Origin of the sequence: Syntrophothermus lipocalidus DSM 12680 (assembly GCF_000092405.1) — a bacterium.
In the GTDB taxonomy this organism is placed as follows: Bacteria; Bacillota; Syntrophomonadia; order Syntrophomonadales; family Syntrophothermaceae; genus Syntrophothermus; species Syntrophothermus lipocalidus.
Genome location: NC_014220.1, coordinates 744625 through 769624 on the forward strand (window position 1 = coordinate 744625; position 25000 = coordinate 769624).

The window sequence follows — 25000 nt, forward strand, 5'->3', positions numbered from 1 at the left end:
TAAGAATTGAATGAGGCAAGGTACCCGGATACGGACGAGACAGGAATTGAGTGAAAGACGGCAAAAAATATAATTCTGCATTCTTAATTCTAAATTCTAAATTACAAAGTTTATAAAGCGGTAAGTTTTGGGGCCTATAGCTCAGCTGGTCAGAGCGCACGCCTGATAAGCGTGAGGTCGGTGGTTCAAGTCCACCTAGGCCCACCAAGATGGAAGTTTGAAGTAAGAGGTTAGAGGTTGGAATTTTGGAAGAAATCGTTGTCGAGGAATATCAATAGTTTCTCCAACATCCAACTTCCGGCATCTTACTTCCATATTTGGGGGTGTAGCTCAGAGGGAGAGCACCTGCCTTGCAAGCAGGGGGTCAGGAGTTCGAATCTCCTCATCTCCACCAAGTTATGAATTAAGAATTAGCAAGTAACAATTAACAATTAAGAATTCAGAATTAAGAATTAAGAATTGAATAGGGAAAGCCACGAGGTACGGACAGAGCACGAATCAGACATAAGTCAGACTCAAGAAGGAAAAAATATAATTCTACATTCTGCATTCTTAATTCTAAATTCAAATTGATGTTGGTTCTTTGAAAACTGCACAAGAGAGAATTAGCGCGTTTTAGGTCAAGCGTAGTAAGGGCGTACGGTGGATGCCTAGGCGCTAGGAGGCGAAGAAGGGCGTGGCAAGCTGCGAAAAGCCACGGGGAGCTGCAAGCGAGCGAAGATCCGTGGATACCCGAATGGGGGAACCCGGTACCTGGGAACAGGTATCATCCCTACCTGAACACATAGGGTAGGAGAGGCGAGACCCGGCGAACTGAAACATCTTAGTAGCCGGAGGAGAAGAAAGCAAGAGCGATTCCCTTAGTAGCGGCGAGCGAAAGGGGAAGAGCCTAAACCGTGCAGGTGTTAAAGGCTGCAGTCGTTGCCTGTACGGGGTAGAGGGGATGTTCGAGGTAGAGCTGCAGATTTACCGGAGCCGAAGGCTGTTTAGGAGAACGAGGCTGGAAAGCCTGACCACAGAGGGTGAAAGTCCCGTATTCGGAAAGCAGTTGTAGGTTCTAGAGCATACCCCGAGTACCGCTGGACACGTGGTATCCGGTGGGAATCAGGGAGGACCACCTCCTAAGGCTAAATACTACCTAGCGACCGATAGCGCATAGTACCGTGAGGGAAAGGTGAAAAGCACCCCGGGAGGGGAGTGAAATAGAACCTGAAACCGTATGCCTACAAGCAGTCAGAGTCTGGCACTCAACTCAGTGCTCATTTGCAGATTAAGAGGGAGTTATGGACCCGGGAGGGTAAGTAAGGGATAAGAGTGGAGTGGGCAGCGAGTTGAGTGCCGGATGATGGCGTACTTTTTGTAGAACGGGCCGGCGAGTTACGGTAGCAAGCGAGGTTAAGCCTGATTAAGGGTGGAGCCGAAGCGAAAGCGAGTCTGAAGAGGGCGAATAGTTTGCTGCTGTAGACCCGAAACCGGGTGATCTACCCATGTCCAGGGTGAAGCGGTGGTAAAGCATCGTGGAGGCCCGAACCAGATGGCGTTGAAAAGCCAGTGGATGAGGTGTGGGTAGGGGTGAAATGCCAATCGAACCCGGAGATAGCTGGTTCTCCCCGAAATAGCTTTAGGGCTAGCCTCAGGGGTTTCTTAGCGGAGGTAGAGCACTGGTTGGGCTAGGGGCCTTACCCGGTTACCGAACCTTCCCAAACTGCGAATGCCGTTAAGTGAACCCTGGGAGTCAGACTATGGGTGATAAGGTTCATAGTCGAGAGGGAAACAGCCCAGACCGCCAGTTAAGGTCCCAAATCCAGGCTAAGTGGGAAAGGAAGTGGGGTTGCGAAGACAGCCAGGATGTTGGCTTAGAAGCAGCCATCATTCAAAGAGTGCGTAATAGCTCACTGGTCAAGTGACCCTGCGCCGAAAATGTAACGGGGCTCAAGTCTGGAACCGAAGCTGCGGATATGGAGGTTGGAGGCCAGAGGTAGGAAGTAGGAAGAGGGGCTAAAGAGACCTGGAGGACAGAGCATATGGCTATTAGAGGATATGAAGACCTAGAGGTATACCAACTTGGGTACCAACTGGCAATGATGGTACATCGGAAGAGCCAGGAGATGCCAGCGAGTGAGAGATACGAACTAGGTCGACAGATTCGGAAGGCGGCGATATCAGTACCGGCCAATATAGCGGAAGGATATGGTCGCAAGGATTCTGCAAAAGAGTTCAAGCACTTTCTTAGGAACGCTATGGGTTCAGTAAACGAGGTACAGGTTTATATAGACATGAATGAAGGACCTGGGATATGTAGATGGAAGGGCCCATGAGGAACTAAGGAGTGGGTATGCTCTGTTAGGGAAGAAACTATACCATTTGATAAAGAGTTGGAACAGAGATGAATGATCCGACTTCCGACTTCCGGCCTCCAACTTCCATGTGGTAGGGGAGCGTTCTTACTGGGCAGAAGCCATACCGTAAGGAATGGTGGACTGGTAAGAAGAGAGAATGCCGGCATGAGTAAGCGAGAAGGCAGGTGAGAATCCTGTCCGCCGAAAGCCTAAGGTTTCCTGGGGAAGGCTCGTCCACCCAGGGTAAGCCGGGACCTAAGCCGAGGCCGAAAGGCGTAGGTGATGGAGAATCGGTTGAGAATCCGATGCCACCTTCAGACCGATTGAGCGAAGGGGTGACGCAGGAGGGTAGGCGAAGCGCACGGATGGAAAAGTGCGTCCAAGCCCGTAGGGTGCAAGGCAGGCAAATCCGCCTTGCGGAGAGCCTGAGGGGTGACGGGGAGCGAATATTAGTAGCGAAGTCGCTGAACCCAAACTGCCAAGAAAAGCCTCTAGCGAGGTTTGGGGTGCCCGTACCGCAAACCGACACAGGTAGGCGAGGAGAGAATCCTAAGGCGCGCGAGAGAACCCTCGTTAAGGAACTCGGACAAAATCGGCCCCGTAACTTCGGGAGAAGGGGTACCCCGATAGTGTAGCCGTAATATACTTATGGTGGCACGAGGGGGTCGCAGTGACCAGGCCCAGGCGACTGTTTACCAAAAACACAGGTCTCTGCAAAATCGAAAGATGAAGTATAGAGGCTGACGCCTGCCCGGTGCCGGAAGGTTAAGGGGAAGGGTTATCCGGCACTCAATGGTCTTTACCAGGAGGAGATAAAGTGTACTACGTGTATGTATTAGTAAGCGAAGAGGGAAAGACGTATCTAGGATACACGTCAGACCTCAAGCGGCGGATACAGGAGCACAATGAAGGCAGGAACAAGTGGACACGTGGGCACAGAAGGAGATTAGCATACTATGAAGCGTATGCGAGCGATGCGGACGCAAGGAGAAGGGAAAGGAATCTCAAGCGTTCGGGACAGGCCAGAAGATGGCTTAGGGAGCGCATACGGGAGAGCGTGAAGTAGAGACCATTGAGTGCCGGAGAAGCTCTGAACCGAAGCCCCGGTGAACGGCGGCCGTAACTATAACGGTCCTAAGGTAGCGAAATTCCTTGTCGGGTAAGTTCCGACCCGCACGAAAGGCGTAACGATCTGGGCGCTGTCTCGACGAGGGGCTCGGTGAAATTGTAATACCGGTGAAGATGCCGGTTACCTGCGACAGGACAGAAAGACCCCGTGGAGCTTTACTGTAGCCTGATATTGGATTTTGGCAGGTCATGTACAGGATAGGTGGGAGGCTGGGAAGCAGGGCCGCCAGGTTCTGTGGAGCCGTTGGTGGGATACCACTCTTGGCTTGCTGGAGTTCTAACCTGCCCCCGTGAGCCGGGGGAGGGACAGTGTCAGGTGGGCAGTTTGACTGGGGCGGTCGCCTCCTAAAGGGTAACGGAGGCGCCCAAAGGTTCCCTCAGCGCGGATGGAAATCGCGCGTAGAGTGCAAAGGCAGAAGGGAGCTTGACTGCGAGAGGGACGCTTCGAGCAGGGACGAAAGTCGGGCTTAGTGATCCGGCGGTACCGAGTGGAAGGGCCGTCGCTCAACGGACAAAAGCTACCCCGGGGATAACAGGCTTATCTCCCCCAAGAGTCCACATCGACGGGGAGGTTTGGCACCTCGATGTCGGCTCATCGCATCCTGGGGCTGGAGAAGGTCCCAAGGGTTGGGCTGTTCGCCCATTAAAGCGGTACGTGAGCTGGGTTCAGAACGTCGTGAGACAGTTCGGTCCCTATCCGTCGCAGGCGCAGGAGAATTGAGGGGAGCTGTCCCTAGTACGAGAGGACCGGGATGGACAGACCGCTGGTGTACCAGTTGTTCCGCCAGGGGCACAGCTGGGTAGCTATGTCTGGAACGGATAAGCGCTGAAAGCATCTAAGCGCGAAGCCGACCCCAAGATGAGTTCTCCCACCCGGCACTCAACCAGGCACTTAGCAGGAAGCGAGGATTGTATCAGCGGATGCTGGTAGAAGAGGCAAGCGAGATGTTAGGTGTCGGGTTGAGTGCCGGGGTAAGACCCCAGCAAGACTAGCTGGTAGATAGGCCGGGGGTGTAAGCACAGCAATGTGTTGAGCCGACCGGTACTAATAGGTCGAGGGCTTGACCTAGGCGCTTTAAAATCTCTTGTGCAGTTTTGAGAGAGCCTAGAATAAGCCACAGATGAACACAGATTTACACAGATGAGCACAGATAAATAAAAAATACAAATAAAAATATCAGTGTTAATCAGTGTTAATCTGACGGTCTACACAGAGTCGAGATTGGTGGAACATAAAGATTGGCCTGCTAGAAGAAGGGTCAGTCGTAATTTTCAAGATAATCAGTGTAAATCAGTGCTAATCAGTGTGTATCTGTGGCTCTGAAAATTGAAATAAAAATTCCTGGTGGCCATAGCGGAGGGGAAACACCCGTTCCCATACCGAACACGGAAGTTAAGCCCTCCAGCGCCGATGGTACTGCTAACGCGGGAGAGTAGGTCGCTGCCAGGATCTATTTTCTAAAACCCAGCCTAAACGCTGGGTTTTTTGATTTTGGGTCGAATGCTATGAGGAGTAAAAGGAAAAGTTACGTCAGGGCTTGCTATAATTGGCACAATAGAGGAAAAAAGGACAAAGGTGTGGAATTGTACACAAATAAGAGCATTTTTAGTAGGGGTGTGTCGATGGGAAAGAGGACTGACGAAATAGGGGTTGCTATAATAGGCGGAGGACAGGGGTGTTTGGAGCTACTGCAGCTTTTTGATCATTTGCGGCTGGAAGAATTCCAGGCGAGGATTGTTGGAGTGGCTGATTTGCGGTCTGATGTTCCCGGGATGCTATACGCGCGAGCCCAAGGATTAATGACTACTACTGTTTTTACGGACTTTTACTCCAACCCAGATGTGAAGATGATAATAGAGCTAACGGGTAGTGAGGAGGTTCTGAACGAGATCTACCGTACGAAACCCCCTTATATCAAGGTCATAGACCATGTCGGAGCCCGGTTGTTCTGGGATTTAATGAAATTGAAGGCTGAGCACCGGGCACGTAACATTTTAGAGTCTACCCGTGATGCTTACCTGGTCGTGAACTCAAAAGGGAGTTTGTTGCATTTTAACCAGGCAGCTAGCGAGATGCTGAGACAAGGTTGTGAATTGCGAATAGGGACTTCGATAGAGGAGTTGATGAATGCAGTATTTGGGATTGGTGGTCTCCAGCTGCTAAACGAAAGAACAGAGGGGGTATATACCCTTACCGCATTTCGAGAAACCCCTGCCGAATTTCCGGCCGAGATATCTCTTTTCCGAGCGGAAATCGATGAGGATGAGTGCTTGGTTATTTCTATACGGGACGTAAGCGAAAGGCTGCAGGCCGAAAAAGAGATATCCCGTCTTCACCGTTACGAGCGGCTGTTCAGCAATGCTGCAGCAGACTTTGCTTTGTCAAGGAACTTGAACCAGTCGATACGATCCACGCTGAAAATGATCGGGGAGAGCTTTGGGGAATGTAAGGTCGGTTTGTGGCGGATTGATTCAAAACAAAAACAAATGGTGTTGAAGAGCAAGTGGTCGGCTGACGAGGAATTCGATGATGGCGGTTTTGAGATATTGAAGGAGAAAGATGTGCCAGTTTTATGGAGAGAAGTGACTACGGGCAGGGCGGTGAAACTCAGCAGTCTAAAAGAACTAACAGAAAGCGAACGAGTTGTTTTCGCCAGATGCGGTATTCGATCGCTGGCTGGGGTCCCGGTACTGGGCGAGGATGACCGGTGGGGTGTTTTGTTGGTAGAAAGCAAGACGGCTAGGGAATGGACGGACGGAGAACTGGAGCTTTTGTCAGCCATAGTCAACATCATGGAGAGCGGGTTGCAGCGAGAAAAGGCACAACGAGCTCTGCGAGAATCGGAAGCGCTTTACCAGGCCATGGTAGACAAGTCCTTGACCGGCATCTATATACTCCAAGATGGGGTGTTTCTTTATGTCAATAAGCGCATGGCTGAGATATTCGGTTATGCTGAAGAAGAGCTACTGAACAAGAATCCGCTCGATGTTATAGTCTATCCTGGCGATCGGTGGCTAGTGGATAAACAGTTAAAAGACCGCTTGTCCGGGGAAGTCTCCAGTGTTCATTATATTTTTCGGGGGGTGAGGAGGGACGGTAAGGTGATATGGCTCGAGTGTATGGGAGCCAGGTTGATGATTAAAGGCCGCCCAGCGATTATCGGTAATCTGATGGATGTCACCGAACGGATACAGAACGAAGAGCAACGCAGCAGGATTTTTGACGCCATAACCATGCTAGCGGTAGGCATGGTCGAACAGAGGGACCCTTATACTGCTGGTCACCAGAGACGGGTGGCTGCGATTGCCACCGCAATAGGCAGGTACATGGGCCTGCCAGAGGACAGAATCGAGGGTCTGCGGTTAGCGGCTTTGCTCCATGACATCGGTAAATTTGCCGTTCCTATTGAAATACTGACTAAGCCAGGGAAGCTGCGTCCTTCCGAGTTTGAATTCATTAAATTGCACAGTCAAGTTGGAGCGGAGATACTGGCTGAAGTACCTTTCCCTTGGGACATATCTTCTATAGTGACGCAGCATCACGAAAGGTTGGACGGATCCGGGTATCCGAGTGGGCTCAGGGGCGAAGAAATATGCCTGGAAGCCAGAATCATAGCTGTAGCCGACGTGGTGGAGGCGATGTCATCTCACCGGCCCTACCGCCCTTCTTTGGGATTAGAAGCTGCTTTGGAAGAAGTGAAAAACAATGCGGGCAAGCTCTATGATCCGGAGGTCGTGAGGGCCCTGCTCGAGGTAGCGGACGTGCTGGAGCTGCAGTGACCATACAATAACGGTTCATCGACTTTTTCGGCAAATCGTGAGTTGGCGGAAGATTAAATCGGCCAGTCCGGTGCTACCGGTTTTGGCCATCTGGCGAGCAAACTCCTCATCCAGCATGGATTCAAAAACCTCACCGCCGAAGCCTTCATCTATTAACCCGCCCTTTGGAACGGTCGAGCGCATGGCCCTTATCATCTGGTAGACCAAAACGCTCTCCAATTCCTGGCAAGCCTCTTTCAACTTCTCATCGTTTTTATCGTTGTCGTAATCCTTGGCTGCTTCGTTCAATGCCTGCTGGAACTGAGTCTTACTGGTCCTGGTTTTTGCGTTCGGAGGGAACTCGACTAGGCTTGGCCCTCTAACAGCGGCAATTGCGTCCAATTTAGACTCGCGCCTCCTATTGACCTGTTACGATTCGATCAGTTCTATGCAACACGGCTATTGATTTCAACCATGGATACGATATCCTTTCTTGCGAATCCACAAAATCGGCTCTATTCCCGGTGGTTTTTATTAGGAATGCAGGTTCCATCAGTGTTAATCAGCGGACATCTGTGTTCATCCGTGGCTTAACCCAAACCAAACTATCGGCGGAGATTGGCAGCCATACCCAGCATTTCGTCTGCGGATTGAATGACTTTGGAGTTAATCTCGTAGGCCCGCTGGGCGGTAATCAGGTTCACCATTTCTTCTACGATCTGGATATTAGCCGCTTCCAGGTAACCGGCGTGAAGAGAAACGGTTGTGTCTGCCTCCGGATCCCAATCTATTGCCTCACCGGAGCTGGCAGTGGGACGATAGAGATTGCCTCCTATCTTTTCCAATCCGGCTGGATTGGTGAACTTTGCCAGCTCGACCTGTCCTGCTTCAACCGGCTCATCCTGCCCCGGCATCTTATAAGTGACGGTACCGTCAGGAGCTATGGTGACATCGTAACCCTCGGGATCTATGGTATCAACACCCACTACGTAATAACCATCAGTAGTCACAAGGTTGCCTTCGGAATCAAGCTTGAAGGAACCGTCCCGGGTGTACAAGTATTCTTCGTTAGTAGGTGACTGCACTCGGAAGAAGGCTTGCCCTTGTATCGCTACATCCAGCGGGTTATCGGTGGGGGTTAGATTACCCTGGGAGAATATGGTCTGAGTTGCACTCGGCTTAACTCCTAGCCCCACCCAGAGCCCGGAAGGCTGCACGGTGGTATCGTTAGCCACCGGGCGCCTCAGCATCTGGTATATAAGGTCCTGAAACTCAACCCGGGATTTCTTGTAGCCGGTAGTATTCACGTTGGCGATGTTGTGAGCGATGTTGTCGATATTGAGTTGCTGGGCAAACATTCCGGTACTAGAGGTATAAAGAGCCCTCAACATTGGCATAACCTCCTATGTGATAGGGGTTTAAAAACAAACCCTGTGGGCATGTGTGTTCACCGAAAGGGCCTGCTTAAATATATATCGTTAAAAACAGCTCCCAGCTTTACGGTTTGCCAAGGACAAAATACGATTGACCTTACCTAGCTAAAATGCTATGGTTAAAACTAAGTAAACCAGGATAATGCCAATAGTATACCAGCTTCAATAGAGTTCAAGTCATTGGGTAGGGAGAGGCGGGTAAAAGGGACATGAAGAAACGGTTGATTTTGCTCTTGCTGGTGACAGCTTTGGGAGTAGGAACATTTCTGGCATATGAACATTATTACTCATCGCCGCAGAATACGGGTATCCAGGCTTCCGGAACCATTGAGGCTACCACTGCCGAGCTGACGGCCAAGGCAGCCGGGGTTATTGAGTACGTGACGGTGAAAGAAGGGGACCATGTCCAGAAAGGACAGTTGGTAGCAGAGCTTTCACGCAATGACCTTGTCGCCCAAAGGGAGCGTGATGCTCTCAGCGTGTTGAAAGCGAAGGCCCAACTCAGGGATCTCACTTCCGGCGCCAGGGAAGAGGAGATAGCTGAGGCGGCGGCCAATGTGGAAATAGCCAAAGCCAGCCTGAAACAAGCGACAGAGGACTTAACGAAACGGGAGGAACTGTATCAGGCTGGGGCCATAACCAAAGACGAGCTAGAGAAGTTTCAAACTGCTCAAGCCATAGAAAAACAAAAACTGCAAGCTGCTGAAGCCCGGCTGAGGCTGCTCAAGGCGGGTTCCAGATCGGAGCAAATTACCCAGGCCGAGTTAGAGGTAAAACGCTGCGAGGCTGTGTTGAAGGCCACGGAGGCGATGATCAGGGATCTCAAGGTATTTTCTCCTATCGACGGGGTGGTTTTAAACAGGAACTACGAGCCAGGGGAATACGTGCAGGCGGGGGCATCCCTGGCTACGGTGGCTAATCTCAACGATTTGTGGATAAAGGTATATATCCCGACCGACGACTTGCCCGCTATTCGGCTGGGACAAGAAGTCAAGATCACGGTAAGTGGAAGCCCGGAGGTGTTCACCGGTAGGGTGACTTATATCGCTTCCCGAGGCGAGTATACTCCTAAGATGATACAAACCAAGAAGGAGAGGACGAACGTAGTCTTTGCGGTGAAGATCAGCGTTGATAACAAGGACGGGGTGTTAAAGCCGGGAATGCCGGCAGATGTGGTGTTTGACGGGGGAAAGAGCCGTGATTAGGCTTGAAAACGTGCGTAAGAGCTTCGGGGAAACCCTGGCTCTTGACGATGTGAGCTTATGGGTGCAGGAACAGGATTTGTTCGGGTTGGTAGGGCCTGATGGGGCAGGCAAAACCACCTTGATGCGGGTTGTGTGCGGTTTGATAAGGCCGGATTCCGGCCAGGTGTACCTGATGAACCATAGCATAGGGAAGATAGATCGGGTTAGGGCAGATCTCGGTTACATGCCGCAGCGTTTCAGCCTTTACCCGGATCTTACGGTGATGGAAAACATCGAGTTTTTTGGAGCCATGTACCGGCTGTCGCGAGTTCTTATTAGGCAGCGGGCCGAAGAAATACTTAGTATCACCGGATTAGAGGGTTTCGAAAGCAGGTTGGCCGACGACCTTTCAGGGGGGATGAAACAGAAACTGGCTCTAGCCTGTGCCCTGGTCACGAGGCCGCGTTTGTTGGTACTGGACGAACCTACCCTCGGGGTGGATCCTCAGTCACGGAAAGAGATCTGGAAGATACTGTATCGCCTGAATCAAGAGGGTATTACGGTTTTGGTTTCTACTCCTTATATGGATGAGGCCGAACTGTGCACTAAAGTTGCTCTGATGAACCGGGGCCGAATCGTTGGGGTCGATTCGCCGACAGGATGGAAGAAGGCTTACCCCTATCATGTCCTGGAAGTAAGACTGGCCACAAGAGATCCCGAGTTTTTTCGGGGCATGCCTGGACTCACAGAGTACTCCTTTTTTGGAGACAGGTTCCACCTGGCGGTCGACGATGTTGAACAGTCGCTGACCGCGATGAAGGAGTACATCGCCGAACGAGGGGAAAAGGTGAGGTCGGTTCGGCAAATCAGGCCTTCGATGGAGGACGTGTTCGTCGAGTTTGCGGAAAAGGGAGCAGTTTAACGGTGTGGGCTGTGACTGCCAAGGGGTTAACCAAAGCTTTCGGGGATTTTGTGGCTGTGTCCGACGTTAACCTCGAAATTCAGGCCGGAGAGATATTCGGGCTCTTGGGGCCTAACGGCGCGGGTAAGTCTACGCTTATCAGGATGCTGACCGGCATACTGGAGCCTACTAGCGGGTCGGGGACAGTACTCGGTTACGACCTCACCCGCCAGGCAGAGACTATCAAACAGAACCTGGGGTACATGTCTCAGAAGTTCAGTTTGTACGAGGACCTGACCGTTGTCGAAAACCTCCAGTTTTACGCCGGCATCTACGGGATACCGCACAAAAAAAGGAAGGAACGCATTCAAGAGATTTTGGCTTTGACCGGGCTTGAAAGCCGGACAGGGGAATCAGTAGCAGCCTTGAATCTCGGGGCTAAACAGCGTTTAGCTCTGGGGTGTGCTTTGATAAGTCGACCCAGGATTGTTTTCCTCGACGAGCCGACCAGCGGGGTCAGCCCGACAGCGCGCCGCAGCTTTTTCAACATTATTCAAAACCTGGCTTATGACGGTACCACGGTGATACTCACCACTCATTTCATGGACGAAGCCGAGCGTTGCGATCGGGTAGGTTTTATGCTTAATGGAAAGCTTATAGCGGTCGGGAGCCCGGATTCCCTTAAGGCAGGTACCCTGCCCGGTACCTTGGTGGAGCTGGAAGCGCCGAATGCCATCCAACGGGCCAAGGAATTTGAGGGATTGCCGTATGTCAAAGACTGCTCCGTACACGGGACGGTTTTGCACGTTCTCTTGTCAGACGAGGCTGGGATTGAATTCTTAAGAAACACCACCGGGGTTGTTCCTCAACCGATTATCCCGAGTTTGGAAGATGTATTCATGTACCTGGTGCGTAACCCTGAGGGTGAGGAGGGTGCTAGGTGAGCCGTATTGCAGCCGTTCTTTATAAAGAGTTTCTGCAGATCCGAAGAGACCGCATGACCCTGGCCCTGGTTTTCCTGATTCCGCTGGTTCAGCTCTTGCTTTTCGGCTATGCCATCCAGACCGAGGTACGACACGTCCCCACGGTTGTATTCGACCAATCCTTGTCACCTGAAAGCCGTGATCTACTCCAGTCTTTTGTGGCCTCGGGCTATTTTGATGTAGTTGAGGCAGCCGGAAGTTACCATGAGGTGAACAAGACCATCGACAGCGGGGAAGCACAGGTCGGCATTATTTTTCCTCCGGATTTTGCTCGTTGTCTCAAGCGGGGGGAATCAGGCACGGTGCAGGTCATAGTTGACGCCAGTGACAACATGGTGGCCAACCAGGCGGTGGCGGTGGCCAACGCCATCGGTCTTCTCAAATCACAGCAGGTTTTGGTGCAAAAGGTTAAGCTCACCAGTCCGCCCTACGATGTACGGGTGCGACCATGGTACAACCCGGACGGGATTACCGCTTATTATATGGTCCCGGCTATCCTCGGTATTGTTGTGACTATGACCATGGTCATCCTGACAGCAGTGGCCATAGTGAGGGAGAGGGAACGGGGGACTCTGGAACAGCTAATGGTGACCCCCATCAAGTCGTATGAGCTGATGATCGGCAAGATCCTTCCGTACATCGTACTCGGATACATCCAGATAACCGTGGCTCTGCTGGTGGGGGTGCTGGTATTCGGTGTGCCCATACGGGGGAGCTTGCTGGAGCTCTATCTTCTTACCCTCTTTTTTATCACGGCTTCGTTAGGGCTGGGGCTAATGATATCGAACGTAGCACGGACCCAGATGCAGGCTTTTCAGTTAGCTTTTTTTGTTATGTTGCCTAGCATTCTCCTGTCGGGCTTTATGTTCCCGCGAGCCGCCATGCCCAAGCTTATTTATTATCTCAGCGATGTAATTCCTTTGACTTACTATCTGGTAATCATCCGAGGGATAGTGTTGAAAGGGATAGGGTTTGAGTACCTGAAGGGTCAGGTTGCTTGCTTGTTGGTATTCTCGGCCGTGTTCTTGCTTGTAAGCGTTCTGAAGTTTAAGAAGAGAATCGCCTGAGGTTTGTTCATGTCTTTTTGAAAAGTGTCTGCCAGGGGACTGACGAGAACAGGGGGTGAGCACCTTTGGATACTAGAGAGAGACTGATTGCGGCCTGCTTGGACCTGGTGCGGGCCAAGGGATTGGGGCAGGTTACCATGGAAGAACTGGCTGCCCGAGCGGGGATGAGCAAGCGTACGGTATACCGGTATTTTGCCAGCAAAGAAGAAGTTATCGAGAAAGCCGTGGAAGCTTTGATATTAAGGATAGCCTCGCAAGCGGAAGAGATAATAAAAGGCGAGGAAGACCCGAGAAAGGCCGTGACTGAAATTCTAAGGTACCTTACCAGGCAGGCCAGTTCCGTTATTACTCGCCAAAGCTTAGACGATTTGAGAAAACACTACCCATTCCTCTGGCAGAAAATAGATAGATTGAGGACAGAAAGGCTGGAGTGGCTGGTCAGGGAACTGGTCCGCTGTAGCCCTAAGGAGGAAGTGAAAAGTATTGACCCGCGCGTTGTCGCGGCGGCCATGATCGCTTCGGTGCAAGCGGTTGTCAACCCCGATTTCATAGTGGACAATAATTTAACCTTCGAAGATACGACTACCCAGCTGGTGAACTTATTTCTCCTCGCTCTTTTCTAGGAGATACTTCCCTAGAACCTGGCGGTGTTACACCCGGCATAACCGACACAGCTGCTCCAAAAATAGCGACAGATGCACACAGATTTTGACAGATGTTCACAGATGATTATAGAATTGGTATTATTGACTGCCGCGTTGTTAGGAAGCCTCTGTGAATTTTCAGTCTCTAGTGGTGACACTGCCGGGTGTCATGAGGGTTTGCCGGGAAATGTTTTTGAGCAAAAAAATCATCTGTGTTCATCAGTGCGAATCAGTGTACATCTGTGGCTAGTTTTAGGAGCAGGGTTGACGGGGTTTGCTTTCGGATGCGGGTTTGGTCGCCGTGGTTACAGGGAAATCTATAAACGTAGGTTATCGACGATGTTGCCCGGCGGCGGCTACGCAGCAAGCCAGTGGTTGTTTTCTTGACGCTATTACCGCACAAGGAGGTAGGCGCATGCTCGTTTTCGCAGGGCCCCAGCTTGGGCCTCCTGCAGGAACGAAGAGAGAGTGGCTTCTGACCAACGGCATTGGAGGCTTTGCTTCCTCCACCGTCTCCGGTATCAATACCAGAAAATACCACGGGTTACTGGTGGCTGCATTAAACCCTCCGGTAGAGCGGCGCCTCCTTTTGGCCAAGCTGGAAGAAGAGGTTTGCGTTGAGAGCAGAAAGTACAGCCTTTTTTGCAGTCAGACCGTGGGCGGTTACTCCGGGCACGGTTTTGAGTTTCTGTATGAGTTTCACCGGTTTCCTTTTCCTACATATATTTACAGATTGGAGAACATTTTTATTCGAAAAGAGATCATGATGGTGCGGGGCGAAAACACGGTATTAATTCTGTACCACGTCCTCAACCCGGACAATCTTAATTTTAGACTCTGTCTCTTTCCGCTGGTCACAAACCGCGACTACCACTGGACTGTACGCAAAAACAAGTGGCCGTTTCTTACCAGCATTCAGGACAACAGGGTTATGATCGAGGCCTATCCAGGAGCACCGAAACTTTATTTGAGTGCCGACCGGGGTAGACTCCAGCGGGCGGGGTTCTGGTACTATGACCTGTTCTACGAGCTGGAGGCGGAACGCGGTCTAGATGCGGTGGAAGACTTGTACTGCCCGGCGAAATTCGAGATAGAGAGCAACAGGAGTTTATCTTGGGCTCTAAGGGCTTCTACCGAAGACTTGGCCATTGACCAGGAGTGGGTACTTAAACAAAGAAACGAATCGCTCGACCGTATGAAGAGATTAGGCCGCGCCTTACCGCAGACCGATAATCACATAAAGGTGCTGACTTTGGCGGCTGACGATTTCATTGTGGAACGCAGGAACACGGGTAAGAAGACCATAATTGCGGGTTATCCCTGGTTTACGGATTGGGGACGGGACGCCATGATCGCCTTGCCAGGGCTGACCTTGGTGACGGGGCGTTACCGAGATGCACGAGAGATAATTAAAGGCTTTGTGGACTGTGTTCAAGAAGGCCTGATACCCAATTGCTTCTCCGATGATTCTGGATGTCCTCATTACAACACGGTTGATGCTTCTTTGTGGCTATTTTGGGCTGTGTATAAGTACCTTGAATATACGGGGGACTGGGATTTTGTGAACGAAGTGTACCCTTGCCTTTGTGCTATAGTTGATGACTACTGTCGGGGAACAAGGTACGGCATCAAGGTAGATAAAGATGGGCTAGTCACCCAGGGAGAGGAAGGGATGGCCCTGACTTGGATGGATGCCCGAATCGCTGGGCAACCGGTAACCCCGCGAAGGGGGAAAGCCGTGGAGATAAACTCGTTGTGGCATTTTGCTGCACGGTTTTTGGCTTACTTGACATCCCGGTTTGAAGGACCGAGATCGGGCAAAGAGTTCACAAAACTGGCTGACCTGGTCAGGAGCTCTTTCGTCAGGGAGTTCTGGTTTGAGCCAGGCGGTTACCTCTATGATGTCGTGGGAGAAGTTGACAAAGACGCCACATTAAGGTGCAATCAGGTAATCGCGGTTAGCCTGCCAACCCGTCTGTTGAACTCGGAACAGGAAAAGAGTGTAATAAGAAAATTATGGCAAGAGCTGTACACGCCGTACGGGCTAAGGACTCTGTCTCCTCTTTCCGAGGGGTATGTGGGCACCTACAGTGGAAACGAGCACGAGCGCGACCGTGCTTATCACCAGGGAACCGTTTGGGTGTGGCCGTGGGGACATTTCGTCACGGCGGTGAGCAGGATTTACGCTGACTACAGCGGGCGCCTGATGTTGATAAAGAAAATGGTAAAACCCCTTTTGATCCATCTTGAGGACGGATGCGTTGGTAACGTTTCTGAGATTTTTGATGGCGATTTTCCGCATTCTCCCAGGGGTTGCTTTGCCCAGGCCTGGTCAGTAGGAGAGGTGCTCCGGGTCTATGCGGAAGAGGTTATAGGGGTCAAAGGAAGGCATAAAATCGATATCCAGGACTAAAAGAAATTAAGAATTGCACCGCTTATAAAAAAGGAGTAGAATGGCATATGAAAGCCAGGACAGGACACGGGCATCACGCGGAACTGCCCGTTGCCGATAAAGGAGGTGGATCTAACGGTGTTTGGCTTGATCGGGAATGTCGGGCCGTGGGAATTGATACTGATACTGACTATAGCTCTAATCATTTTTGGACCGGGGAAATTACCTGAGGCCGGTAAAGCCATCGGCCGGGCTATGAATGAGTTCAAGAAGGCATCTACAGGAATACAAAACGAAATACGAGAAGCGGTTTCCCTGGATGAAAAGGACAGCAAGGACAACAGCAGTGCAAGTTCTACGTAGACAGTGCTCTATGTCGTGGCCGTTGCGGCTCGGGATGGTAACCATGGTCCTAAAGAAGATTTTTCTCTAATGTTAAGTTGAATAAGGCATCCAACTCTTATCGAGAGAGGTGGAGGGACGGGCCCTATGAAACCCGGCAACCGCCTTGGTTATCCGAGGTATGGTGCCAATTCCTGCAGGATGTGATTCCTGGGAGATAAGAGGAGGCAGACCAATCGCGAGTTCATATGCCTCTTCCTGGGAAGAGGCTTTTTTATGTTTTGGGTAAAAGGAGTGAAGCACTTGATCAAAGACCTGGCATCTTTGTTAAGAGAAAGGATAATCATTCTCGACGGGGCCATGGGGACTATGCTTCAAGAGAGAGGCCTGCGCCCAGGGGATTGCCCGGAGTTGTTTGGGCTGGAACACCCGGAAGTACTGGAAGAAATACATGGCCAATATATAGAAGCAGGTGCTGACATAATCCAGACTAATACATTCGGAGCTAACCGTTTCAAGCTGACTGAATACGGCTTACAAGACCGCGTGGCCGAAATAAACAAGGCTGCGGTTAAGGCTGCCAAGAAAGTGGCAGGCAGCGGGGCCTTGGTGGCTATCGATATCGGCCCTACCGGTCGCCTGCTGCAACCTGCTGGGGATGCTACGTTTGACCAGCTTTACGAGGCTTTTCGCGAGCAGGTGGTAGCTGGGGCCGAAGCCGGGGCTGACCTGGTTTCGATTGAAACCATGACTGATATAGGTGAACTCCGGGCCGCCGTGATTGCGGCCCGTGAGAATACTGACCTGCCGATATTGGCCCATTTGACGTTCGAGCCCAACGGGCGGACCATGATGGGAACTTCTCCGGCTGGGGCTGCACTGGTGCTGGAAGCTTTGGGAGTAACGGCTATCGGCGCTAATTGCTCGGGGGGGGCCAAAGAATTGCTCCCGGTTATCGAAGAGATGGCTCGGGTTACCGGAATTTTTCTGTCAGTGGAGCCGAATGCTGGTCTTCCTAAGCTAGAAAACGGGCGCACTATTTTCCCGGAGACTCCAGAGAGTATGGCTGTTTATGCCCTGAGCTTGCGGGAAGCTGGAGCTAACTTGATCGGCGGGTGTTGCGGGACTACTCCTGCCCATATCAGGGCTATGGCTGAAATCTTGCGGGGCCTTCCCCCGGTAACCAGAAGGCCTAAACGGGTTCGTGCTCTGGCCTCGCGCAGCCGGTACGTAGTATTGTCTGAGGATAGTCCGCTTCATTTTATTGGGGAACGGATTAACCCTACTGCTCGCAAGAAACTGGGTCAGGACATTGCCCAGGGCAGCATGGCCATGGTGGCCGAAGAAGCCCGGAAGCAGGTGGAAGCCGGGGCGCCATTGATAGACGTAAATGTTGGGGTCCCAGGTATCGATGAACCGTCGGCTATGGAAAAGGCGGTAATTGCGGTGCAAAGCTCGGTGGACGTGCCGATATCAATAGATTCAGCCAATTCGGCGGCAGTAGAGGCTGCCTTAAAGGCCTTTGTGGGCCGTCCTCTAATCAATTCAACTACGGGCGAACAAAAGGTTTTGGAGCGTATATTGCCTTTGGCTAAAAAGTACGGGGCAGCGGTACTGGGATTATGTTTGGACGAGAAGGGGATCCCGTCAACAGCCGGGGAGAGGTTCGAGATAGCGGTTCGCATATTAGAGCAGGCCCGGTTATACGGTTTGCGCGAAGAGGATATTTATATCGATTGCCTGGTTAAGACCGCCGGGGCAGAACAAGCCCAGGTCATGGAAACCATCAAGTGCGTGCGGATGGTTCGTGAGAGACTAGGACTGGCTACGGTTTTGGGCATCAGTAATGTTTCCCATGGACTGCCGGCTAGAGAAATCCTTAACTCGACCTATTTGGCTATGGCGTTGGGTAGCGGTTTAGATCTCCCGATAATCAACCCGTTTGACCAGCGTATTCGGGAGGTCATTTTGGCGTCTGGGGTGCTCCTTAACCGGGATATTTCCGCCCGGAAGTTCGTAGGTGAGTTCAAAGATAGAACATCTTTGCCCTCAGAGGCTGCTCGACCTAGATCGTGGGTATGTGAGAAGTGCAACATTCCCTTGCTTGTAGCTGGCAAGCCTCCGGGAGGAGTTGACGATGCTAGCCGACTTCCTGTTGTAGCCGGGGATGAAAAGATTAAACAGGAAGAGGGTTCCAAGGGGGCCGATATAGCTGCTAGGATAGAGGAAGCGGTGGTTAAAGGGGAGGAACACCTAATAGTTGGACTGGTGAAAGAAGCTTTGGCAGCTGGAATCGCTGCTTTGGAGGTAGTCAACAAGTCTTTGATACCGGGAATAGAGAAAGTAGGTGAGCTTTACGAAAAGCAGGAGTACTTTTTACCTCAGCTAATGCTTTCGGCCGAAACAATGAAGAAAGGTTTTGCGACAGTCAGGCCATTTTTGACACAACAGGCCCAGCAACAATTCGGTACAATTATCATGGCAACCGTCGAGGGAGACATCCATGACATAGGTAAGAACATCGTGAGCCTGATGCTGGAGAATTACGGGTTCAAGGTGATAGACCTTGGCAAGAACGTTCCGGCCCAGCGCATCGTGGAGGAAGCAGTCAGGAGCCGGGCTGACATCGTTGGCCTGAGTGCCTTGATGACGACCACTATGCCTCGCATGGGAGAGGTTATCGAGAGATTGCGCGAGAAGGGACTCGGCTGCAGGGTCATGGTTGGCGGAGCGGTACTGACTCAGGAGTATGCTGAGCGGATTGGGGCTGATGCCTATGCCCGTGATGCGCGCGAAGCAGTTATAAAAGCCAGAAAACTTTGCAACCTGGACTAAAGGGGAGGATTGTATGGCGGTGAAAAAGACTTACGAAGAAATCAATGAGAAGATTCGCCGGGGAAAAGCGGTGGTAGTAACGGCGGAAGAGATGATCGGTATAGTTGAAGAGAAAGGATACACCAAGGCCGCGGAAGAAGTGGATGTAGTTACTACCGGGACGTTTGGTCCTATGTGTTCGTCGGGGGCTTTTCTTAACTTCGGTCATTCGAATCCCCGCATAAGGATGAAACGGGTTTGGCTTAACGGGGTAGAAGCATATTCTGGGATTGCTGCGGTTGACGCTTACATCGGTGCAACCCAGCTTCCAGAAAACGATCCGGAAAACAAAGTATACCCGGGCAAATTCGTGTACGGGGGAGGTCACGTCATTCACGACCTCGTGGCTAGGAAAATGATAAGACTAGAAGCCGTAAGTTATGGAACCGACTGTTATCCGCGCAAGAAAATTGAAACGATGATAACCCTAGATGATCTAAACGAAGCGTATCTGTATAATCCGAGAAACGCTTACCAGAATTACAACTGTGCGGTAAACTTAGGTAATCGCACTATTTATACTTATATGGGTATACTCAAGCCCAATCTGGGAAATGCAAGTTACTCTAGTGCCGGGCAATTAAGCCCCCTGTTGAACGATCCCTATTACCGAACCATAGGCATCGGAACCCGGATTTTCCTAGGGGGAGGGATAGGCTATGTGGCTTGGTACGGAACCCAACACCATCCCAATGTTCCCAGAGCTGAAAACGGCGTTCCTTTAGGAGGAGCAGGTACTTTGGCCGTGATCGGCGATCTTAAACAGATGAGCCCGGAGTGGCTGGTTGGAGCCAGTTTCATAGGGTACGGAGCCAGCATGTACGTAGGTCTAGGTATACCTATCCCCATTTTAGACGAAGAAATGGTTCGGTACACGGCAGTGAAGGATGAGGAGATTTTGTGTCCCGTGGTGGATTACAGCGAAGGTTACCCCTACTGCAAGCCCATTGATCTCGGCTATGTAAACTATAGGGATCTGAAGAGCGGGAAGGTTACCATTAGGGGTAAAGAGGTTCCAACCACTCCTATGTCCAGCTATCCCAGAGCGCGGAAGATCGCTGAAATACTCAAAGAATGGATAAAGAGCGGAAGGTTCGAACTGACACAACCTGTCGCACCGTTACCTTCGGCCGATGCAGACATCGTTTTTCATTCACTGCCTGAGCGCAATGTAAACGGGTACAATGGGTTAAGATAAAAGGGGGAAGAAAAGTGATAAAGAACAGGGTGGTTTGCTTTTTCTCCGCCTCTCAATCGGAACAACCGATCATTTATAGATTAGTCAAGGATTATGACCTCGTGATAAACATCTTAAAAGCGGATATCAATCCACAGAAAGAAGGATACCTAGTAGTCGAACTCGTCGGAACCAGAGAACAGTTTGAGCAAGGAGTTAATTATCTGAAGGACTTGGGGGTTAGGGTGGAGCCTCTAAGCCAAACCGTGGTTTGGCATGAAGAAATCTGCATCCAGTGTGGTGCTTGTGCTTCCTTCTGTCCAACCGGGGCTCTAGAGATTACCGACCGTGAAAAAATGGAGGTATCTTTCGACAACAGCCGCTGCGTGGTATGCGGTATGTGCTTAGATTGTTGCCCGACCCGGGCAGTGAAGCTGCACTTTGAAGTAGCATAGTCCTCTGGGTGACTGGTAGTTCAAAAATTGACACATCAGATATAATTAAAGCAACAAGGAAAGCAACAAGTCTAGGCAGGAGCGGGGGCAGTGGTACAAAACGATTACAGCCGGCGAAAGTACCGGATTTTTTACCAGGCCTCGGATCTCATTTACTTCCAAGTAAAGCTGAAGGAGACCGATCTAGCAATAGGAGTAGATAGAGAAAGCTTTAATGATGGACTGGTAGAGCTCGCAGAAAGGACAGTTATTAAACTTCGAGGAGATCTGGAAAGCTATATTATCTTGTCACCAGAATTTAGGACGTCTTTTGCTCCGGTTCCGGCTTTGCCGGGAGCGCCTCCCGTAGCTATGAGTATGATAAGGGCTGCCGCTGTAGCTGGGGTTGGGCCTATGGCAGCCGTAGCAGGTGCTATTGCAGAAGCGGTAGGAAAAGAGCTGGAATCCAGGGTGCGGGAGGTTGTGGTCGAAAACGGTGGAGACATCTATTTGAGTGGCAAACACGACAGGATCATCGGGATTTTTGCCGGCGAGTCGCCTTTCAGCAACCGTATAGGTTTGAAGGTAGGGGGCGCAGAGATGCCGGTTGGTGTGTGTACCTCCTCCGCGACAGTGGGCCCATCGGTGAGCCTAGGGCGGGCTGACGCGGCGGTAATTAAAGCCAAAAGTGCGGCTTTAGCAGACGCGGTCGCTACCGGAGCCGGAAACCTAGTGCAGGGCGAGAGTGATTTGGTCAAGGCCCTGGAGTATGCTAAAGGGATTGACGGAGTACTGGGGGTAATTGTTATAAAGAAAGATAAGTTAGCTGCATGGGGAGAAATGGAGATAATTCCTCTGTCAAAGCAAGCTAACCGGAGATGAGGGAGAAGGAGGAGTTATTCTGGACAGTGAAATGGTGGTTGACCTACTGACGGAATGGCTTAAAACCAGAGTCCAAGAAGCAGGTGCCCAAGGGGTCGTATTCGGCCTTAGCGGGGGAATCGATTCGGCAGTAGTAGGAGCTCTATCCCGCCGTGCTTTCGGGGACGATGTACTCGGAATAATCATGCCTTGTCAAAGCAGTGTTCAGGACATGTTGGACGCGAAGCTGGTAGCGGACGAGTTGTCTATTCCCTGCATCATGGTGGAACTGGACGATGCTTACCAGTTACTGCTCGGGCAGTATGAGGCTTTTGTTAAGATAGGGAATGAGGAGAAGGCCCGTCAGGTTAAGGGTAACATTAAACCGCGTTTACGCATGATAACTCTCTATTATTTTGCCCAGGCTTTGGGATATTTGGTGGTAGGCACGAGTAACCGTGATGAGCTGGAAGTCGGGTACTTTACCAAGTATGGTGATGGGGGAGTAGACCTTATGCCCATCGGGGCTTTAGTTAAATCACAGGTGAGAGAACTGGCCAAGTTCTTGGGGGTTCCGGAATGTATCATTAATAAGGTTCCTTCGGCTGGCTTGTACGAGAATCAAACGGACGAAGCGGAGATGGGCATCCGCTATGAGGATTTGGACCGTTACCTTTTAACTGGTGAAGGTACGGATGAAATTGTACGGAAGATCAGGACCATGCAGAAGCTGTCCGAGCATAAGCGGAGATTGCCCCCGATTCCCGAACTGTAATCGGGGTTACAAACACAGTGCTAAGGGGAGGCTCTAGGGCATGTCAGGTCATTCTAAATGGGCGAACATTAAACACAAGAAGGCACGTTCGGATGAAAAAAAGGGAAAAGTGTTTACTAAGATAGCCAAGGAGATTATCATAGCTGCTCGAGACGGAGGAGGGGATCCTGATAATAACCCTCGTCTTAAAGCATTGATTCAGAAAGCTAAGGGCGTTAACATGCCGAATGAAAACATACTCCGTGCCATCAAACGGGGAACAGGTGAAATAGAAGGCGGCAATATCGAAGAGGTGACTTATGAAGGATACGGACCGGGCGGAGTCGCTTTGATGCTGTCTATCGTGACTGACAACCGAAACCGGACAGCTGCCGACATCAGACACCTGTTTTCCAAACATGGGGGCAACCTGGGGGAAGCCGGGTGTGTTAGCTGGATGTTCAGGAAAAAAGGGCTTCTAACCTTGAATTCAGAGGACATAGGAATGGATGCAGATGAGTTTATGCTGATTGCCATTGAAGCAGGGGCCGAAGACGTGAGGGAAGACTCAGGAGTGCTAGAGGTTATTACTTCGCCTGAAGATTTTAGCACGGTGAAGGAGCAGTTGGAGAATTACGGAATAAGATTTGACAGCGCGCAAGTGGCTATGGTTCCGGAAACCATAGTGGATGTTAATGATTTGGAGACAGCGAAAAAGGTGCTGAAGCTGGTGGATATCCTTGAAGACCACGACGACGTACAGGAGGTCTATGCCAACTTTTCAATTCCCGACGATATTATGGAGAAAGTACAGCTCCAGTAGAGGGAGCGTTAGCTGGCCAAGGGACAACGGGTCTTCGTGACAGTGGAAATGCAGCATCTAGGAAATGGCGGGGGATAACTCCTGCCATTTGTTTTTGTCTGAATACTTTATCCTCAATTGGGAAGAATAGACATTGATGGAGGTGAGAGTATGATCAGGCCTTACCGGGGTGCAGTTCTTGCAGGAACCTTGCTGTTAAGTTTTGCACTGGGCTACGGGCTTGCCCACAACTGGCCCCGTTTCAAGAATTTCGATTTCAAGCCCGCCGCAATAGACAGCAAAAAAGAATTCATGGTTCAGGATAAAACCCCGGTGATATTGGAACAGGTCTATACCCGCTGCGGTCATGTGACTACCAGTGAGTTCAAAGGGAAGAAATATCTGATTGGGAAATCGCTGAGCGGGGTTAGGGAATTATATCCGGTGCGAGATGGGTATCTCGTGTGGTTCGAGGACAATGGGTCGCTCGTGATTTACCAGAGGATTGACGATTGGTGTCCTAAGGATAAGAATCTCTGCCACTTGGGCGCATATAAGGGATACCTGGCTGTTTATAAGGGACCTTCAGGGAATAACCAGGAGGTGGCGCGCGTGACCAAGATACGGGTCGAAGACTTGCCAGAAAAAATTCAAGAAGATGTATTGAACGGGAAGATGGAGTTCAATAACGAAACTGCTTTAAATGACGTTTTGGAAAGCCTAGATGAGTATGAGTAATCACCGATAACCCGGCAAGCCGGGCTTTTTTGTCCCCCCAGTACCAGTTGTATGGTAAGATAATTATTGAAATGGGGAGGGAAGATGATAGTATTAGGTATTGATCCGGGAACGGCGACGACTGGATACGGCGTGCTTGAAGACATAGGTGGGAAAGCCCGCTTGATCGACTACGGTGTAGTCCGAACCTCATCGGGTACGAACCAAGCCATTCGGTTACTAGAGATACATAACCGAATTGAACAGGTTATCCAATGTTATTCGCCTTCGGTTTTGGCGGTAGAAGAACTGTTTTTCAGCCGCAACGCCAAGACCGCAATCACCGTAGGTCAAGCCCGGGGGGTAGTTTTGATGACTGCTGCCGAGAGAGGGCTTGTTATTTACGAGTACACGCCCTTAGAGGTTAAGCAGGCGGTCGTTGGGTTTGGAAACGCAGACAAGCGACAGGTTCAAGCGATGGTTAAAGCCATACTGCAAATGAAAGAAATACCAAAACCTGACGACGCAGCCGATGCCTTAGCGGTAGCGATATGTCATATCCACGCTGCCCGGCTGGCGAAAGTGAGGGGAACCCAGTTGTGATTGCTTTTTTAAGGGGAATCTTGGTAGACACAGGCACTGACTGCGTGTACTTGGACGTGAACGGAGTAGGGTTCGAAGTGACGGTACCACCGCGTGTCCTCAACCGTGTGACTTGCATAGGGCAGGAAGTCTTTCTGTACACTTATCTGCAGACCCTGGAAAACGAGTTTAGAATTTACGGATTTTTGGACGAAGATGAGCGCCAGCTGTTCCGGACGTTATTGAGCATTCCTGGTTTGGGAGCGAAGACTTGTTTGGGGATCGTATCCTCTATGACTACGGAAGAGCTATACCGCGCGGTGTTGGCTCAGGACGAAAAGAGCCTGACGAGTGTACCGGGGATTGGGCGTAAAACGGCACAAAGGCTGATTTTTGAGCTGCAAAACAAGTGGCCCAAAACTGATTTAATAGCTACGACGGCGAGCGAGAATCTACGCTCGAGCTGGACCGATACCATCAGCGCATTGGAAACCCTAGGTTTTAAGAGCAGCGAGCTAATTCCAATCTTATCTCAATTACAGGCCAAAAACGAGCTAGGAGAGGCGGTAGAAGAAAACGTGAGGAAAGTTCTTAGGCTGAAAGGAGCAAGCGCAAAGTCCTGATTTA

Annotated in this window: 19 protein-coding genes, 2 tRNA genes, 2 rRNA genes and 1 riboswitch; of the genes, 21 read left to right on the forward strand and 2 right to left on the reverse strand. The window is 50.9% G+C overall.

Annotated features, from left to right (window positions below; all coding sequences use genetic code 11):
* Nucleotides 1–130: 130 nt before the first annotated feature.
* The 5 genes from SLIP_RS03545 (at nucleotide 131) to SLIP_RS12545 (ending at nucleotide 7247) form a co-directional block, all read left to right on the forward strand.
* Nucleotides 131–207: transfer RNA gene (locus tag SLIP_RS03545), tRNA-Ile, on the forward strand.
* Nucleotides 208–319: 112 nt separating this feature from the next.
* Nucleotides 320–394, forward strand: a tRNA-Ala gene (locus SLIP_RS03550).
* Between the two features lie 224 nt (nucleotides 395–618).
* Nucleotides 619–4536 (forward strand): 23S ribosomal RNA (locus SLIP_RS03555).
* A gap of 272 nt (nucleotides 4537–4808) precedes the next feature.
* Nucleotides 4809–4917: ribosomal RNA gene (rrf, locus tag SLIP_RS03560) — 5S ribosomal RNA — on the forward strand.
* Between the two features lie 173 nt (nucleotides 4918–5090).
* On the forward strand, nucleotides 5091–7247 hold the full coding sequence (locus tag SLIP_RS12545) for an HD domain-containing phosphohydrolase (protein ID WP_013174906.1): 2157 nt from the start codon (nucleotides 5091–5093) through the stop codon (nucleotides 7245–7247).
* Between the two features lie 15 nt (nucleotides 7248–7262).
* Here SLIP_RS12545 and SLIP_RS03570 read toward each other — a convergent pair whose 3' ends face one another.
* A complete protein-coding gene (locus SLIP_RS03570; RefSeq protein ID WP_013174907.1) occupies nucleotides 7263–7628 on the reverse strand; it encodes a rod-binding protein in 366 nt (121 codons plus the stop codon).
* Between the two features lie 203 nt (nucleotides 7629–7831).
* Complete coding sequence (gene flgG, locus SLIP_RS03575) at nucleotides 7832–8617, reverse strand: flagellar basal-body rod protein FlgG (protein ID WP_013174908.1); 786 nt, start codon at nucleotides 8615–8617, stop codon at nucleotides 7832–7834.
* Between the two features lie 251 nt (nucleotides 8618–8868).
* On the opposite strand from flgG, the gene SLIP_RS03580 reads away from it, so the two are divergent.
* From SLIP_RS03580 to ruvA, 16 genes are all read left to right on the forward strand, one after another.
* A complete protein-coding gene (locus tag SLIP_RS03580; RefSeq protein WP_013174909.1) occupies nucleotides 8869–9864 on the forward strand; it encodes an HlyD family secretion protein in 996 nt (331 codons plus the stop codon).
* A complete protein-coding gene (locus tag SLIP_RS03585; protein ID WP_013174910.1) occupies nucleotides 9857–10765 on the forward strand; it encodes an ABC transporter ATP-binding protein in 909 nt (302 codons plus the stop codon). The genes SLIP_RS03580 and SLIP_RS03585 overlap by 8 nt, the downstream gene beginning before the upstream one ends.
* A gap of 2 nt (nucleotides 10766–10767) precedes the next feature.
* Complete coding sequence (locus SLIP_RS03590; protein WP_013174911.1) at nucleotides 10768–11688, forward strand: ABC transporter ATP-binding protein; 921 nt, start codon at nucleotides 10768–10770, stop codon at nucleotides 11686–11688.
* Nucleotides 11685–12794 (forward strand): ABC transporter permease, encoded by a 1110-nt coding sequence (locus SLIP_RS03595; protein ID WP_013174912.1) that lies wholly within the window; start codon nucleotides 11685–11687, stop codon nucleotides 12792–12794. The genes SLIP_RS03590 and SLIP_RS03595 overlap by 4 nt, the downstream gene beginning before the upstream one ends.
* A 65-nt stretch (nucleotides 12795–12859) precedes the next feature.
* Complete coding sequence (locus SLIP_RS03600; RefSeq protein WP_013174913.1) at nucleotides 12860–13417, forward strand: TetR/AcrR family transcriptional regulator; 558 nt, start codon at nucleotides 12860–12862, stop codon at nucleotides 13415–13417.
* 436 nt (nucleotides 13418–13853) lie between these two features.
* Nucleotides 13854–15851 (forward strand): amylo-alpha-1,6-glucosidase, encoded by a 1998-nt coding sequence (locus SLIP_RS03605; RefSeq protein WP_013174914.1) that lies wholly within the window; start codon nucleotides 13854–13856, stop codon nucleotides 15849–15851.
* Between the two features lie 117 nt (nucleotides 15852–15968).
* Nucleotides 15969–16193, forward strand: a complete 225-nt coding sequence (locus tag SLIP_RS03610) for a Sec-independent protein translocase subunit TatA/TatB (RefSeq protein ID WP_013174915.1) — start codon at nucleotides 15969–15971, stop codon at nucleotides 16191–16193.
* Between the two features lie 94 nt (nucleotides 16194–16287).
* Nucleotides 16288–16396, forward strand: a riboswitch (SAM riboswitch).
* 52 nt (nucleotides 16397–16448) lie between these two features.
* Nucleotides 16449–19007 carry a homocysteine S-methyltransferase family protein gene (locus SLIP_RS03615; RefSeq protein ID WP_013174916.1) on the forward strand — a complete coding sequence of 853 codons (2559 nt, stop codon included), beginning with the start codon at nucleotides 16449–16451 and terminating at the stop codon, nucleotides 19005–19007.
* A gap of 13 nt (nucleotides 19008–19020) precedes the next feature.
* Complete coding sequence (locus SLIP_RS03620; RefSeq protein WP_013174917.1) at nucleotides 19021–20244, forward strand: homocysteine biosynthesis protein; 1224 nt, start codon at nucleotides 19021–19023, stop codon at nucleotides 20242–20244.
* A 14-nt stretch (nucleotides 20245–20258) separates the two neighbouring features.
* A complete protein-coding gene (locus tag SLIP_RS03625; protein ID WP_013174918.1) occupies nucleotides 20259–20678 on the forward strand; it encodes an NIL domain-containing protein in 420 nt (139 codons plus the stop codon).
* Nucleotides 20679–20768: 90 nt separating this feature from the next.
* Nucleotides 20769–21539 carry a UPF0280 family protein gene (locus SLIP_RS03630; RefSeq protein ID WP_013174919.1) on the forward strand — a complete coding sequence of 257 codons (771 nt, stop codon included), beginning with the start codon at nucleotides 20769–20771 and terminating at the stop codon, nucleotides 21537–21539.
* 31 nt (nucleotides 21540–21570) lie between these two features.
* Complete coding sequence (gene nadE / locus SLIP_RS03635; RefSeq protein WP_013174920.1) at nucleotides 21571–22293, forward strand: NAD(+) synthase; 723 nt, start codon at nucleotides 21571–21573, stop codon at nucleotides 22291–22293.
* 40 nt (nucleotides 22294–22333) lie between these two features.
* Nucleotides 22334–23095: a YebC/PmpR family DNA-binding transcriptional regulator gene (locus tag SLIP_RS03640; protein ID WP_013174921.1), complete on the forward strand. Its 762-nt coding sequence runs from the start codon at nucleotides 22334–22336 to the stop codon at nucleotides 23093–23095.
* Between the two features lie 150 nt (nucleotides 23096–23245).
* The gene (locus tag SLIP_RS03645; RefSeq protein WP_013174922.1) at nucleotides 23246–23812 is read left to right on the forward strand and encodes a BofC C-terminal domain-containing protein; all 567 of its coding nucleotides are present in this window, start codon (nucleotides 23246–23248) and stop codon (nucleotides 23810–23812) included.
* Nucleotides 23813–23896: 84 nt separating this feature from the next.
* Nucleotides 23897–24394 carry a crossover junction endodeoxyribonuclease RuvC gene (gene ruvC / locus SLIP_RS03650; RefSeq protein WP_013174923.1) on the forward strand — a complete coding sequence of 166 codons (498 nt, stop codon included), beginning with the start codon at nucleotides 23897–23899 and terminating at the stop codon, nucleotides 24392–24394.
* The gene (gene ruvA / locus SLIP_RS03655) at nucleotides 24391–24996 is read left to right on the forward strand and encodes a Holliday junction branch migration protein RuvA (RefSeq protein WP_013174924.1); all 606 of its coding nucleotides are present in this window, start codon (nucleotides 24391–24393) and stop codon (nucleotides 24994–24996) included. Before ruvC ends, ruvA begins: the two co-directional genes overlap by 4 nt.
* Nucleotides 24997–25000: the final 4 nt, after the last annotated feature.

What these genes read in the sequence shown, in the direction of transcription:
- SLIP_RS12545 (WP_013174906.1), top strand. Translation starts at nt 5,091, where the DNA reads ATGGGAAAGAGGACTGACGAAATAGGGGTTGCTATAATAGGCGGAGGA.
- flgG (WP_013174908.1), bottom strand. Translation starts at nt 8,617, where the DNA reads ATGTTGAGGGCTCTTTATACCTCTAGTACCGGAATGTTTGCCCAGCAA.
- SLIP_RS03580 (WP_013174909.1), top strand. Translation starts at nt 8,869, where the DNA reads ATGAAGAAACGGTTGATTTTGCTCTTGCTGGTGACAGCTTTGGGAGTA.
- SLIP_RS03605 (WP_013174914.1), top strand. Translation starts at nt 13,854, where the DNA reads ATGCTCGTTTTCGCAGGGCCCCAGCTTGGGCCTCCTGCAGGAACGAAG.
- SLIP_RS03615 (WP_013174916.1), top strand. Translation starts at nt 16,449, where the DNA reads ATGTTTTGGGTAAAAGGAGTGAAGCACTTGATCAAAGACCTGGCATCT.
- SLIP_RS03620 (WP_013174917.1), top strand. Translation starts at nt 19,021, where the DNA reads ATGGCGGTGAAAAAGACTTACGAAGAAATCAATGAGAAGATTCGCCGG.
- nadE (WP_013174920.1), top strand. Translation starts at nt 21,571, where the DNA reads ATGGTGGTTGACCTACTGACGGAATGGCTTAAAACCAGAGTCCAAGAA.
- SLIP_RS03640 (WP_013174921.1), top strand. Translation starts at nt 22,334, where the DNA reads ATGTCAGGTCATTCTAAATGGGCGAACATTAAACACAAGAAGGCACGT.
- SLIP_RS03645 (WP_013174922.1), top strand. Translation starts at nt 23,246, where the DNA reads ATGATCAGGCCTTACCGGGGTGCAGTTCTTGCAGGAACCTTGCTGTTA.
- ruvC (WP_013174923.1), top strand. Translation starts at nt 23,897, where the DNA reads ATGATAGTATTAGGTATTGATCCGGGAACGGCGACGACTGGATACGGC.